At 68.4% G+C, this 12,379-nt stretch carries 14 protein-coding genes; 6 read left to right on the forward strand and 8 right to left on the reverse strand.

Annotated features, from left to right (window positions below):
* Positions 1 to 21: 21 nt before the first annotated feature.
* The 7 genes from dbpB (PVK74_RS26705) to queC are packed head-to-tail and all read right to left on the reverse strand — an operon-like array spanning position 22 to position 6,290.
* Positions 22 to 1,227, reverse strand: a complete 1,206-nt coding sequence (gene dbpB, locus PVK74_RS26705) for a DGQHR domain-containing protein DpdB (protein WP_247660004.1) — start codon at positions 1,225 to 1,227, stop codon at positions 22 to 24.
* A complete protein-coding gene (gene dpdA / locus PVK74_RS26710) occupies positions 1,205 to 2,446 on the reverse strand; it encodes a tRNA-guanine transglycosylase DpdA (protein ID WP_210869967.1) in 1,242 nt (413 codons plus the stop codon). Before dpdA ends, dbpB (PVK74_RS26705) begins: the two co-directional genes overlap by 23 nt.
* The gene (dbpB, locus tag PVK74_RS26715; RefSeq protein WP_274477497.1) at positions 2,443 to 3,585 is read right to left on the reverse strand and encodes a DGQHR domain-containing protein DpdB; all 1,143 of its coding nucleotides are present in this window, start codon (positions 3,583 to 3,585) and stop codon (positions 2,443 to 2,445) included. The genes dpdA and dbpB (PVK74_RS26715) overlap by 4 nt, the downstream gene beginning before the upstream one ends.
* On the reverse strand, positions 3,585 to 4,589 hold the full coding sequence (locus PVK74_RS26720; RefSeq protein WP_274477498.1) for a hypothetical protein: 1,005 nt from the start codon (positions 4,587 to 4,589) through the stop codon (positions 3,585 to 3,587). Before PVK74_RS26720 ends, dbpB (PVK74_RS26715) begins: the two co-directional genes overlap by 1 nt.
* Positions 4,586 to 4,945: a 6-carboxytetrahydropterin synthase QueD gene (gene queD, locus PVK74_RS26725; protein ID WP_210869971.1), complete on the reverse strand. Its 360-nt coding sequence runs from the start codon at positions 4,943 to 4,945 to the stop codon at positions 4,586 to 4,588. Before queD ends, PVK74_RS26720 begins: the two co-directional genes overlap by 4 nt.
* Positions 4,945 to 5,592 (reverse strand): 7-carboxy-7-deazaguanine synthase, encoded by a 648-nt coding sequence (gene queE / locus PVK74_RS26730; protein ID WP_210869973.1) that lies wholly within the window; start codon positions 5,590 to 5,592, stop codon positions 4,945 to 4,947. The genes queD and queE overlap by 1 nt, the downstream gene beginning before the upstream one ends.
* Entirely contained in the window at positions 5,589 to 6,290 is a 702-nt protein-coding gene (gene queC, locus PVK74_RS26735) for a 7-cyano-7-deazaguanine synthase QueC (RefSeq protein WP_210869975.1), read from the reverse strand. Before queC ends, queE begins: the two co-directional genes overlap by 4 nt.
* A 545-nt stretch (positions 6,291 to 6,835) precedes the next feature.
* Between queC and PVK74_RS26740 the strand changes: the two genes are divergently transcribed.
* The 5 genes from PVK74_RS26740 (at position 6,836) to PVK74_RS26760 (ending at position 11,261) form a co-directional block, all read left to right on the forward strand.
* Positions 6,836 to 8,128: an AAA family ATPase gene (locus PVK74_RS26740; protein WP_043326280.1), complete on the forward strand. Its 1,293-nt coding sequence runs from the start codon at positions 6,836 to 6,838 to the stop codon at positions 8,126 to 8,128.
* A gap of 76 nt (positions 8,129 to 8,204) precedes the next feature.
* Positions 8,205 to 8,462, forward strand: coding sequence for a hypothetical protein (locus tag PVK74_RS26745; RefSeq protein WP_209960204.1), 258 nt, complete (start codon positions 8,205 to 8,207; stop codon positions 8,460 to 8,462).
* Positions 8,463 to 8,509: 47 nt separating this feature from the next.
* Positions 8,510 to 8,815, forward strand: a complete 306-nt coding sequence (locus PVK74_RS26750) for a DUF6403 family protein (protein WP_043326275.1) — start codon at positions 8,510 to 8,512, stop codon at positions 8,813 to 8,815.
* Positions 8,812 to 10,176, forward strand: coding sequence for a hypothetical protein (locus tag PVK74_RS26755; protein WP_274477499.1), 1,365 nt, complete (start codon positions 8,812 to 8,814; stop codon positions 10,174 to 10,176). Before PVK74_RS26750 ends, PVK74_RS26755 begins: the two co-directional genes overlap by 4 nt.
* Complete coding sequence (locus PVK74_RS26760; RefSeq protein ID WP_069087546.1) at positions 10,173 to 11,261, forward strand: hypothetical protein; 1,089 nt, start codon at positions 10,173 to 10,175, stop codon at positions 11,259 to 11,261. Before PVK74_RS26755 ends, PVK74_RS26760 begins: the two co-directional genes overlap by 4 nt.
* A gap of 27 nt (positions 11,262 to 11,288) precedes the next feature.
* Here PVK74_RS26760 and PVK74_RS26765 read toward each other — a convergent pair whose 3' ends face one another.
* Positions 11,289 to 11,855, reverse strand: coding sequence for a snapalysin family zinc-dependent metalloprotease (locus PVK74_RS26765; RefSeq protein WP_064446896.1), 567 nt, complete (start codon positions 11,853 to 11,855; stop codon positions 11,289 to 11,291).
* A 116-nt stretch (positions 11,856 to 11,971) separates the two neighbouring features.
* Between PVK74_RS26765 and PVK74_RS26770 the strand changes: the two genes are divergently transcribed.
* Positions 11,972 to 12,358 (forward strand): globin family protein, encoded by a 387-nt coding sequence (locus PVK74_RS26770; RefSeq protein WP_274477500.1) that lies wholly within the window; start codon positions 11,972 to 11,974, stop codon positions 12,356 to 12,358.
* The last annotated feature ends 21 nt before the right edge of the window (positions 12,359 to 12,379 follow it).

Raw genomic sequence — 12,379 nt, forward strand, 5'->3', positions numbered from 1 at the left:
TGGTCTCGACGGGAGGTGCGGCTAAAAGAGCCGGCTTGACCGGTCGTGCCGCCGTCCCTGCTTGGAATAATATGTGGAAACCAGGAAGTCGGTGATTCGTTGAATATCCCGAGGGGTGTTTTGAACATCGTTCCAGCGGCGCGGAATCCCATCGCCCAGATCCCACGTGCCCTCGGTCCAGCGGCAGTAGTCCTTTACGGTCTTCAGCCCGGCAGCGAATCCCTGAGTGTCCGGCACGTCCTCGCCGCTGCCGTTTGTGTCGGCGATGGCGTCCATCAGATAGCCCATGCTGATGATCCCGGCTCCGTGCATCAGGCGCGACTTGCGAGGGGGTTTGCCCCAGGCATCCTCACCGAATACCTCCCGCACGGCTGTCCAGAAGTCGCTCAGTACGGTCACCATCAGTCCAATGTTGGGCAGTGCCCCGTCGCTTCCGCGGAACCGGTACAGGACCCCATCCGAGATGCTGTTCTCGAGCATGCGCAGCATGGAGTTGTCCTTGATGACGCCCGTGGGATTGGTTGGCGTCTGGATCATGTGACGTAGCGGCGAACGCTCTTCGAAGTTCAGTCGCTCAAGGACCGTCGCGGGGAGTTGCCGTACGCGCAGTTGGTTCGGCAGTGGGCCAGACGCCGTCGGAAGCAGCTCATGGATTAGGCCCTTAGGGAGGGGCTTGGTGGAGTTGACGAGGATGAACTGCGATCGGTGGTCGGCCTGGTCGGCGGTGATGAAGGCGGTGACGCAGATTGGGAACGCCGAGACCGCCGCATCCCGAATGGCCGCGCAACGCTGCTGACCATCCACGATGAAGCCAGGCTTGTCGGCGTCCTCCCAGTCCTCACTCACGGGTACGACTAGGGTCCCCATCCGAACGTAGCCAGGCCCGTCGCTGTGCTCTGCAGAAGGGATGAAGCGAACCCGGTCGTCGAAGGCCACGACGATTGCGTTCGGCAGTAGTGGGCTGTCATCAGACTCCACGTAGCGGCGAATCGCCGCCACGTGGGCCAGGACCTCGGGCCGTTGGTAGCCGTGCAGCTGCTGCTGGCTGTCTCGCCTAACGCGCGAGACAGCGGCGAAGGACGGGACTTGCTTGCCGTCCACCGCAAACGTGTACAGGCGCCGGTCTGGCCCCTGGCTGATTTCGAGCGCCGGAAGGTGTAGGACGATCCCAGAGGTCGCGGCCATGGTGCTCTCGTCTCCCTGCTTAATCATGATCGTCGTCTCCAAGGTGCCGGCGTAGTCGCTGCCCAAATACGTGTAGGTTGTGAAAACCGCGGCGCTTGTTGCGCTCCGCCCCACGGAAGATGACTGTCTCGATACCCACCTTCTTGCAGATCGAGCAATCACATTCCTGCCACGGCCGGTTCTCAAGTGTGTCTCGGTACTGACTACTTCTGTTTGCCTTGCCGTCCCATACCGCGCTGTAGGCGTCCAGTGCCTCCAGCGCGGCCTCAACGGGGATTTCTCCCCTATCGAACTCGCGAAGGCGGGCTAGCGCGGCGCGCTCGAGCAGCATGGCCTGCCGTTGGCTGATCTCACCGGAGCGAATCCGCGCTTTGAGCTTCGCGTTCCCGTCGACTTGAGGGACGCGAAGCGCCACGAAAGTCCGATCGAGCGCGTAGTAGTTGTCCCGGTCGTCTTTGAATGCCTGACGGAAGGGCGACGTGCTGTCGAAGCTCGTTACGCCGTGGCCAGCGAAGGTTGGAATTTCGTCGACGCGGCTGATGCCTAGGAGGTGCAACTGGGTGTCGGGCAGGCGTACATCGTCGATGGCGCGGAGGCAAGCGAGGATTTCCTTCGTCTTCAGCGGCACCATGCCCCCGACCGCGATCCGTCGGTACCCGATCCGTTGCAACTCCACCACTGCATCGGCATATGACTCCGGGCTCCAACCCTGAGTCACTCCAAGGGGCGTGAAGTGAACGTCGCTGGCTGAACAACGTTGCCAGAATTCTGCCGCGAGATCGAGGGTGATCTGTTGCCGTCGGACCCACTCCTTGGCTGCCTCGTCGGTACGAAGGACCTTCGGCTCGTACTGAAAGATGACGTGGTCGACGGAGATGCCGTAGTTGAACCCGCACCCCTCGTAAAAGCTGACAACCTCTTCGACAGTGTAGGGAGGATAATCCTCGCCAACGTACGAGAAAGCTCCGCAGTCACCCATGATCTTTAACGGCGCGCTGCCATTATCGAGGCGGAAGAACTCACGCGCCCCTTGCCGGTAAAGCCTGTGGCGCTGGGGCAGGGTGTACTTGCCGGTGCTGGTGCCGACAGTCCCATCTACGATTGCCTTGGAGACCAAGAGGCCGTTGAACGGCGGTGGCTTCAGCACTTCGTGGGCGTACAGGTCATCGCGTTGGCGCACTCGGAACGGGTCGCGTTCCTCTGTTAGGAAGTCGAAGGTGGGGTCTACCTGGTCCTGGCTGTCGGGGAAGAAGAATTTCATCGAATTCCCGCCCGTTCGTTCAGGTAGACGCGGATGAGATAATTGGACAATTCCTGTACATGGCGGGACACGTTCTCAATCTCGTTCCAGCGAAGGTTGAGTTCGTCCCACCTTCCTCCCGTCCATTGGCAATGCGGCGCGATCACGGCGAGGTGTTTGCTGATCAACTCGGGTGCTTCGGGGAGGCGTGGATCAACCGTGCCCAGCACGCGGTCCATCAGCCGTCCCATAGCTCGTATGCCGGCCCCATGCATGAGGCGGCTCTTGGTTGGCGGCTTGCCCCATGCCTCGGGGAACGTGTCACGCACTACTGACCAATATGTGCAGAGCGCCTGGAGGATCCCGTCGAAGTCTGTCTCGTTGCGCGTGACGTCGCGGTAGGGGAAGAGGCAACCGGCCGGTGAGGTGAGGCTCTCTTGGATCATCTCGACAACGACGGTGTCTGTGATAACAGCGTTCGGTGCCTGCTGCCGGTTGGTCGACGCCCGCTTAATCAGCCCGTAGAACGGCGATGCCTTGTCGGCATTCAGGACGTCGCACAGCGCCGAGGGTGCCTTCCGGATTGCGAGTCGCGGTGGTAGCGGGCTGTCGACCTCCGGCAGGAGTTCGGTCACCAGGCCACGCGGCAGTGGACGCGTGTTGTTGATACGTAGGAACTGGTCGCGCTGGAAACCTACGCTGTCCGCTACGAACGCCGTGACTGGTACAGGAAACTGCTGCCGTTGGGTACGGGACAGCGCCAGGGCTCGCTGCTGTCCGTCGACGATCCATGCGGGCTTCGGCTTGCCGGATTGCGGCAGGGGGATGCTAAGTAGCCCGGAGGTCGCGAGTCCATCTGCGGCACCTGGCCCTCTGCTCGACTGAAACCGGACGCTGGACGAGAGGGCCAAGATGATGGGGTTGGGAAAGACGGCGGCCTCGGTGTCGAGGTACTCGACGATCTCTTGTATGTGCTTCCGTACCTGCGGGCGTTGGTAGCCGATCAACTTCCCGGCATCGTCTCGGCTGACGCGGGAGATATCTGCGATTTGGAGTACCTCTTCTGCCTGCAGTGCGAAGAGGTAGAGCGCTGGAGTGCCCGGCTGAGCGATTCGCAGCGCACGACGTGCGATGTTCTTCGAGTCATGTGAGGGCGCCATCAGCAGTGCACTTCCAGCGAGATCTCATCGAACAGTTGCTTAAAACGTGCCTGCTCACATGACTTGCCGGAGTTCCGTAGTTGTCTGAGCAGGCGCGTTGCCGAGGTTGGCCCGGCCTCCGCCAGTGGCCGGATGAAGGCCTTAACCTCGTCGTCGGTCATGCGCTCACGGTGAATCGGAGGCGGCGGCGGGGGCGCGGCGGCTGCCAGTTCGTGGGCCAACGCCCGGAAGTACGAGCGGCGGTGGGTGCGATGCTCCGCGGTGACTCGGCCGAGGAGGTGCTGCGCAACGCGCACGTTAAGGGCGAGCAGACTGCCGCCGACTGCCGGTCTCATGCGAGCGGTCACGCCGACGACGAGCTCGTCCAAGTCGGGGTCCGACTGAGCCGGCCCAACGATTGTCAGCCGTTGCGGGTCGCCTAGCCGCCCCGCCGCCCTCAGTAGGTCATCACTGCACGCCCGAAGGTAGGTATCCGATAGGACGGCGATGATCGTGTCGTCGGGATTCATTCGGGCCAGGTGGTAGAACGATCGGGGCGTACCGGGCTCCGGGCCAACCCACTCGCTTAGTCCCCGCCACCAGTCGCGGTTCTCGGTCGAACCTTGTCCGACCGAGTCTGCTTCGCGCAACGCGAAGGTCGCGGCGTAGGGGCGAAGCTGCGCGGTGGCGGGGATCAGTCCGTACCCCGCGGAGCAGATCCAGAGTTGCGTCTCCACGCTTCTCGGGTTGACCAGCTGACGTGCTATGGCCCAGTGCTCGCCAGCATAGAGCGACGTTGCGGCAGTGGAAGACTGGCTAGGTTCGGACAGTCGTCGGGTCCACTCTGCGAGCTTCTGCCTAGGTGCGTAGTTCGAAAGCGCCCTGACCCGCAGCGCCGCAGGCACTGCCAGGTTCTTGCGATTTGCGCAGGTGACGACGATATGAACGCGAACTGGCGCCTGCGACGGGCTGTTGCTGTCTGCAGGGACGCCCGGCGAACTTTCGTCGGCCATCGCCTCCGTCACGAGGCATCGCCTCGGTAGACAGCGCCCGAGGTGCAGGTCTCCCTGACCATGATGGCCGACAGCGGCAACTGATCGACAAGTCTCGCCCAGATCCATTGCGCCAGCACTTCGCTGGTCGGGTTGTCGAGGCCCGGCACCTCGTTTAGGTAGTAGTGGTCCAGTTGGTCCAGGAGGGGCCGGAATGCTGCCTTGATGTCGCCAAAGTCCATCACCCATCCGGTCGACGCTCCGACCTCGCCGCGTACGTGTACCTCAACGCGATAGGAGTGCCCATGGAGGCGAGCGCACTTGTGCCCCTCGGGCACGCGCGGCAAGCGGTGAGCAGCTTCGAAGGTGAACTCACGGAAGATTTCCATCAAGCAATCCCGATGTACTTGTGTGTCTGCAGGCTCAACGACCATTGAGGATGGGCGAGGCAATAACTGATGGCGGTCCGGGTGTTCGCTGCTTGGTCGGGCCCATCCATCGGCTGAAGGAGAAAGTTAGCGAAGTTCAGATCTTCGAATCGTTCAGGCTCTGCCCCCGGTTGGGGGTAGACAAGCTTAAGATCATGACCCTCGGTGAGAACCAGCTCGCTGCCGGCCTTCGGGCTGACGCAGATCCAATCGATGCCAGCGGGTGCGGGCCGAGTCCCGTTCGTCTCGATAGCCACCTCGAAGCCTTCGTCATGAAGGGCGTCGACAGCGGCGGCATCGAGTTGCAGTAGCGGCTCTCCGCCAGTGCAGACAACGTATGGTCTGCTCCTCGGGTGGGCTGCACCGGCCCACGCCTTCGCCACCGCTGCCGCCAGGTCCTGGGCTGACTGGAAGCGACCCCCTCCTGGCCCATCAGTGCCTACAAAGTCTGTGTCGCAGAACTGGCATATGGCGCGGTGTCGGTCGGCCTCGCGTCCGGTCCAGAGGTTGCAACTCGTGAATCGACAGAAGACAGCGGGTCGCCCAGCATGCGTACCTTCGCCTTGGAGCGTGTAGAAGATTTCTTTAATGCGGTACGCGGGTCTCATGCCGCTCTGCCGACCGCGGGGTCTGACATGCCGAGTTCAGCGAAGCCTCTAGTGCGGAGTAGGCAGGAGTCGCAGGTGCCACAAGGGTGTCCTTCAATCGGGTCGTAGCAACTGTGGGTGAGGGAGTAATCAACGCCAAGGCTGAGGCCTAGCCGGATCGTGTCTGCCTTCGTGAGGTTGATGAGGGGCGTATGGATCTTCATGCGCTGAGTGCCCTCGACTCCGGCCTTGGTGGCGAGGTTTGCCATCCGCTCGTATGCCTCGATGTATTCAGGTCGGCAGTCCGGGTAGCCACTGTAGTCGAGAGCGCTCACGCCGATGAAGACATCGGACGCCCTCAAGGTCTCGGCCCAGGCAAGCGCGAACGACAGAAAGATGGTGTTCCGCGCGGGCACGTAGGTGATGGGAATCTCGCTCCCGATCTCCTCGGCGCTCTCATGGTGGGGCACGGCGAGGGCTTCGTCGGTCAGGGCGGAGCCGCCAAACAACCTAAGATCGATGTCCGCAACGACGTGCCGTGTCGCCCCCAGTGCCTTAGCGACCCGAGCAGCGGCATCGAGTTCTACCGTATGCCGTTGGCCGTAGCGGAAGCTCAGGGCGTTAGTCTCGAAGCCCTCCTTGACGGCCACAGCGAGGGCCGTGGCGGAGTCCAGACCGCCGCTGAGCAGTACTACCGCTTGGCGCTTGGGTGCCGACATCTGAGGCTCCTCGCTTCGTCGTTGGTCGAGAAACTGCAGTAGCTTGCTCCGCAAGTAATGCGTAGTTTCTGCGCGCAGGTGGCGTCACGTTACCCGAGTACTGCGCGTTGTCGGAAGGTGAGCAGGGCGTGTCCTGCTCACTGTCGCGACGATCGGTGGTATCAACTCAGGTCGGCCAACCGGGCCGAGCAGAGAAGAAGTAGGCCGGAAAGTTGCTGCGTGGGGTCACGGAACGGAGCTTTCCTCGGGTCCTGTCGGCGGGTGCAGTCGGCTGGCGTGTCGTTGAACCCGGCAGATCAGTTCGTTGAGGCAGTCGCCAGCCGGACGGCGAGCGCGTGGCAGTCGAGTCAGCACGCCGGGATCGGGTGAACACACACGCCGGCCCTCAGTAATCAGGTCGGCGGGTTATGCCGATCCGCTGGGCCGGGGGAGCGGCGCAGACGATGAGGTAGAGCACCGGCGCTTGACTCATGCCCGCAGTCTTACCCGGCGCGTGTTAAGAAGGGGCCCCGCCTCTACCGGAGACGTTAAAAGGGGGCCCTTCCTTGCACGAAGCGGAGCAGGTGATCCAACGGGTGCTGCGGGACCTCCGGGAGGGGGCGCACCGCGGCGTCGTCGTGGACTCGCCTCCCGGTGCCGGGAAGTCCACCCTCGTGGTCCGCGCCGCGGTCGAGATCGCCGCCACCGGCGACCCGCTGATGATCGTGGCGCAGACCAACGAGCAGGTCGACGACCTCATCGACCGGCTCGGCCGTAAGGCCCCGGAGCTGCGCGTCGGGCGGCTCTCCGCCACCGACTACCGGCCCACCGGGCGGGTCACCGGCCATCCGGCGGTCCGGGTCGCGGCGAAGGTCGCCGACCTGGGCGGCCCGGCGGTCACCATCGGTACGGCGGCCAAGTGGGCCACCGTCACCGAGGGGAGCTGGCCGTGGGCGATCGTGGACGAGGCGTACCAGATGCGCGCGGACGCGCTGCTGCGCGTGGCGGGGCGGTTCGAGCGGGCGCTGTTCGTCGGCGATCCCGGGCAGCTCGATCCGTTCTCCACTGTGGAGACGTTCCGCTGGACCGGACTGACCTGGGATCCGATGCAGTCGGCGGTGGCCACGCTGCTGCGGCACAACCCGGAGCTCCCGGTGCACCGGCTGCCGGTGTCGTGGCGGCTGCCCGACTCGGCCGCCCCGGTGGTGTCCGCCGCGTTCTACCCGTTCACCGGGTTCCGCGCCGGCACCGGTCCGGCCGACCGGGTGCTGACGTTCACCGAGCCCGGTCCGGGGGACGCCTACGACGCCTCGGTGGAGGTGGCCGCCGCGACCGGCTGGGCGTTGCACGAGCTGCCGGCCCGGCACACCGTGCGTACCGATGCCGAAGCCGCCGCGGCCTGCGCGGAGCTGGCGTTGCGGGTGCTGGCGCGCGGCGCGGTCGCGGTGAGCGAAGCAGCGCCGGGCGGCGCGCCGGTCACCGCGGACCGGATCGCCGTCGGGGCCGCGCACCGCGACCAGGTCGCGGCCATCCGGTCCCGGCTGGGCACGGCCGGGGCGGGCATCACCGTGGACACCGCCAACCGGCTCCAGGGCCGGGAGTACGACGTGACGATAGTGCTGCACCCACTCTCCGGCCGGCGGGACGCGACCGCGTTCCACCTGGAGTCGGGGCGGCTGTGCGTGCTGGCGTCGCGGCACCGGCACGCCTGCGTGGTGGTGGCCCGGGCCGGGATCGGTGAGCTGCTCGACGCGTACCCGTCGACCGAGCGGGTGCACCTGGACGTGCCGGTGAAGTTCCCGGACGGCTGGGAGGCCAACCAGACGGTGCTCACCCACCTGGACGCGCACCGGGCGTGACGACGGGCCGTCGTGGCATGTCCGGCGAACCGAACGGATCTTCCGGGCGGTGGAGGGCGGTGGGCACGATGGCCGGATGTACCCTCACGACCCGTATCAGCAGGATCCGTACCAGCCGGATCCGTACCAGCAGCAGTACCCGCCGCCGCAGTACCCGCAGTACCCGCCGCAGGCGTACGCGCCGCAGCCGGAGCAGCCGACGAACAGGTGGGCGATCGTCCTGTGGGTGGCGGTGCCGGCGCTGCTGGTGATCCTCTGCTGTGCCGGCTGTGTCGCGTCCGGGTTCGCGGGCGGGTTCATCGAGGGGTTCAACGAGGGCTATTCGTCGTCGTAGGCGTACCTCGCCGCGCGCCGCTGGCGGCGGTGCGTTAGGAAGGGATCATGACCGCGAGTGTGCTGCCCTGGCTGGGTGGGGGCGTGGTGGCCCTGGCGGCCGGGTTCCTCGCCGCGTTGCTGCCCCGGCGCCGCGCCCGCGCGCAGGGCCGGCGCGTCGCCTGGTCCTCGGCGCGGGCGGCGATCCACGACGCCACCGTGAGCCGGGACGCGTCCCCGACGGCGGTGCCGGAGGCGGAGCGGCTGCTGGCCCGGGCCGAGATGCTCGCCGCCGCCCGGGGCGGCGCCGACGCGGCCCGGGCCGCGGCCGAGCACGCCCGCCGGGCCGACGAGCTGTGGCGGGCCGGCCGGTGACCGCGCCGAAGCTGCCGGTACGCCGGGATCTGGTGCGCTGGTCGCTGCTGGCCGCCGCGGCGGCCGTGCTCGTGGTGTTCCTGGGGGCGCAACGGCAGAGCGTGGAGGTCAGCTACGGGCGGTCCCCGTCGGCGGGCGCGCTGCCGCAGGAGGGGTCGGCCGGGGAGCTGAGCGACGCGAGCGTGCCGTCGGTCGAGGAGATGACGGCGCTGGTCGCGGCCGAACCCGTGGTGCGGCTGCCCGGGGCGGTCGCGCGCTGGGACGAGCAGCGGGTACGGGCGGCCATCGGTGACCGGGGCACCCGGATCCTGGTCGCCCCGCCCGGTCTGGACGAGGCGGAACGCCGCCGGGTCAAGGACGTGGAGAACGCCGAGATCCGGATCGTCGGCACCGAGGTCAGCGGCGGGCTCTACGTGGCTTCGCCGGACGACCTGCCGGGCTGGCGGGCCCGGTTCGCCACCCGTGACGTGACCAGCCCGCTGCTCACGCTGCTGGCCACACTGCACGACCAGCCGACCCCGCCCGACCGCGACGACCTGCGCTGGCGGGAACCGACCGGTCCGGAGCTGGCACCGATGGTGGCCGCGTTGCGTGCCACCGGCCGGTACGTGGGCCCCGGCGCCACGCTGACCAAGCTGCCGGAGAAGGCGGCGAGCAGCGCGTTCCCGGACGGGGCCTGGTTCGTGGTGCTGCCCGCGCAGCCGTACGGGGAGCCGCTGCCCGCGTACGGGCCGGCGCTGCACCGGCTCGCCCCGGATCAGCCGCTCCTGGTGATGTACGGCGACTGGATCGAGTACCACGGTCCGAGTGCGGCGGAGTTCGCCGAGGTGGCCGGCGCGAGCTTCTACGCCCAGTTCGGCAGCCGGCTCGGCCGGTACGCCTACCCGCAGCAGAACGTGCTCGCCACGTACCTTGGCCAGGTGACCGACGTGCGGTACGCGGGGCTGTTCGACCGTCCGCTGCCGTACCGCCCGTTCGATCCGCTGCGGGTGGCGCTGCCGGCGTTGCCCTGGATCTTCGCCGCCTGCGTGGCCGGTTTCGTGGCGCTGTCGATCCGTACCGTGCGGGGCAGCGGTCGCCGTCCGGCCGACGTCGGTCCGGGCGGTACGCCGGCCCGGCTGGCCGGGCTCTCCGCGCTGGCGGTGGAGCTGTCGCTGCTCACCGACGCCCGCACCGACCCGGCGCTGGTGCGGGGCGTGGGCCGGTTGCGGGCGGCCCGGGACGCGCTGGGCGAGGGGTTGCCCGACCGGCACGTACGCGAGTTGCTGGCCGACGCGGCGGCCGAGCTGGACGACGTGGCCCGGGACGTGCGGATGCCCGGCTACCGGCCGGACGTCTACCTGCGGGCGAGGCTGTCGTGAGCGGCGTCGCGACCCGGCCCGCGCGGGTGCCCGCCCGGCGCGGCGCGGCGGCGACCGGTCCGCGCCGGCTGCTCGGCCGCCTGGTCGGCACCGCCTTCGGCCGGGCGACGCTCGCCTGCCTGGCGCTGGCCGGCTGGGCGCTGTGGTCCGGCGGCATCCTGGACGGGCCGGTCGCGCGGCAGGTGCGCGTCTCGTCGGTCTACGCCGCTCCCGGGGTGGACCTGGACCGGGCCGCCGCCGAGCGGGTCATCGGCAACCGGCGGCTGGTGGTGCTGATCATGGAGCCGGGCGCCGACCTGCGCGAGGCGTGCGCCGACACGAAGCGCGCCGCCCAGGGCACGCTGGTGCTGGCGATGAGCCGCGACGGCGAGGACTGGGACACCTACGGCTGCTCCCGGCTCGGTGGCGACGGCGCCAAGGACCTCGGCCGGGCCGTGGTCGCCGAGACCACCATCGGCCGGGGCGCCGACGCGTTCGTGGACCGGCCGGTCGAGGCGCTGAAGGTGATCGTGCTCAACTACGACCGGCTGGTCCGGGCCGGTCTGGTGCCGGACGGCGCTCGTACCATCAGCCCGTCGCTGCCCCGGTACCTGCTGGCCGGTGGCGCGGTGACCGGCGTGGTGGCCGGCGCGGCGGTGCTCTGGTTCGGCGGTCGTCGGGCCGGTCGCCTGGCCGACGCGCGCCGGGCCGGGCGGGACGCGCGCGCCGACGAACGGGCCGCGCTCGGCGCCGCCACCGCTGTGCTCGCCCAGCAGATCATCGACCTGGACGGGTACGCCGGTCCGGCCGCGCCGGCGCACCGGCGGCTGGCCGCCGACTACGTCGGCCTGCTCGACGAGGTGTCCGAGGTGGACGACGACGCCGGGGCGTTGCGCCGGCTCCGGGAGCGGGTCGAGGAGCTGAACCGCCGCGCGGCGGCTCTGGCCGACGACGCCGCGTCCGGGCGGGGCGCCGATCGCGCGGGTGGCCGCAAGCAGGACAAGCCGCCGGCCGGGAGCGCCGGCAGGTCGGCGGGCGGGCGGCCGGGCCGGACGGCGGCCGGCGCGCCGGGGAAGGGCCGGACGCGCGGACGGGGCCGGCGGTGACCCGCCGACCCCGTCGTCACTGCGTCGTCAGCGCTGGGCGCCCACCGTCGCGGCGGCCGGCCAGCTGCCGGTGAAGACCTGGGCGGGCGTCGCGCTGCGGGCCGCGAAGCCGAACAGCGAGTCGACCCGGGAGGCCTCGGCGGAGCTGGGGTACGGGTTGGTGCAGCTCGTGCCGGCGCTGCCGCCGGACATCAGGATGGCGCAGTTGCCGTTGTAGTTGTCCGGCAGGCCGAGGATGTGGCCGATCTCGTGCGTCATGATGCGCAGTGCCGAGTACTGCTGGGCCTGGTTGTAGTCGATCACCACGCGGCCGTTGCCGAGGCTGGTGCGCTGGGCGTACGAGCCGCCGCCGTAGGTGTAGGTGATCCGCAGGTTGGACCCGCACTGGGCCATGTTGATGTTGTTCGTGTAGTTGTTCCAGATCGCCGCCGCCTGCACCGCCGTGTTGGCGAACGGGCCGGCCTGGCTGATGTTGTAGCAGACGTTGCGGACGGCGGCGGAGGCCGGAGCCGGGTTGACGGCTACCGCGCCGAGCGCTGCCAGCGTCGCGGCCGCGAGGGTGGCGAGGATCCGGGACAGCTTGGGCTTACGCATGGTTCACACTCCTTGGGATGGGGGGTGAGCGGAACGCCGCCAGCCTATAGATAGGTATCCATCGATATCAAGCGTGGCGGTGAACTGACCGGGCTCGATCATCCGTACCCCTTGTCGTGCGGACCACGGAGCTGGTGACCTGTCCCCGCGAGCCGCGCGACCGGCTCGGCCCGGTCGCCGTACGCGAGGCGGTGCACCGCTGGCTGCGGCTGATCGCGGCGGACGCGGAACTGGCCCCGTACCTGATCGGGGTCGACCGCCGCCGGCTCGCGGCGCTGCTCACCGACCGGCTGAACGCGGCGCTCGGCGGCGTGTGGCGCAGCCCCGGCGGCGCCGGCCCGGATGGCGGGCCGGTCCTCGGCGGCGCGCGGCGACCGCCGTTGAGCGAGGAGCAGCGCTGGCGCGTCCTGGACTACCTGGCCGCCGCGCTCTGGACGCTCGACCTGCCGCCGACCGCGCTCGTGGACGCCCAGCGGGCCGTCGCCGGACTGCTGCGCGCCTGATCGCCCACCAGCACAGGAATG

Origin of the sequence: Micromonospora chalcea (assembly GCF_028768405.1) — a bacterium.
Classification (GTDB): Bacteria; Actinomycetota; Actinomycetes; order Mycobacteriales; family Micromonosporaceae; genus Micromonospora; species Micromonospora chalcea.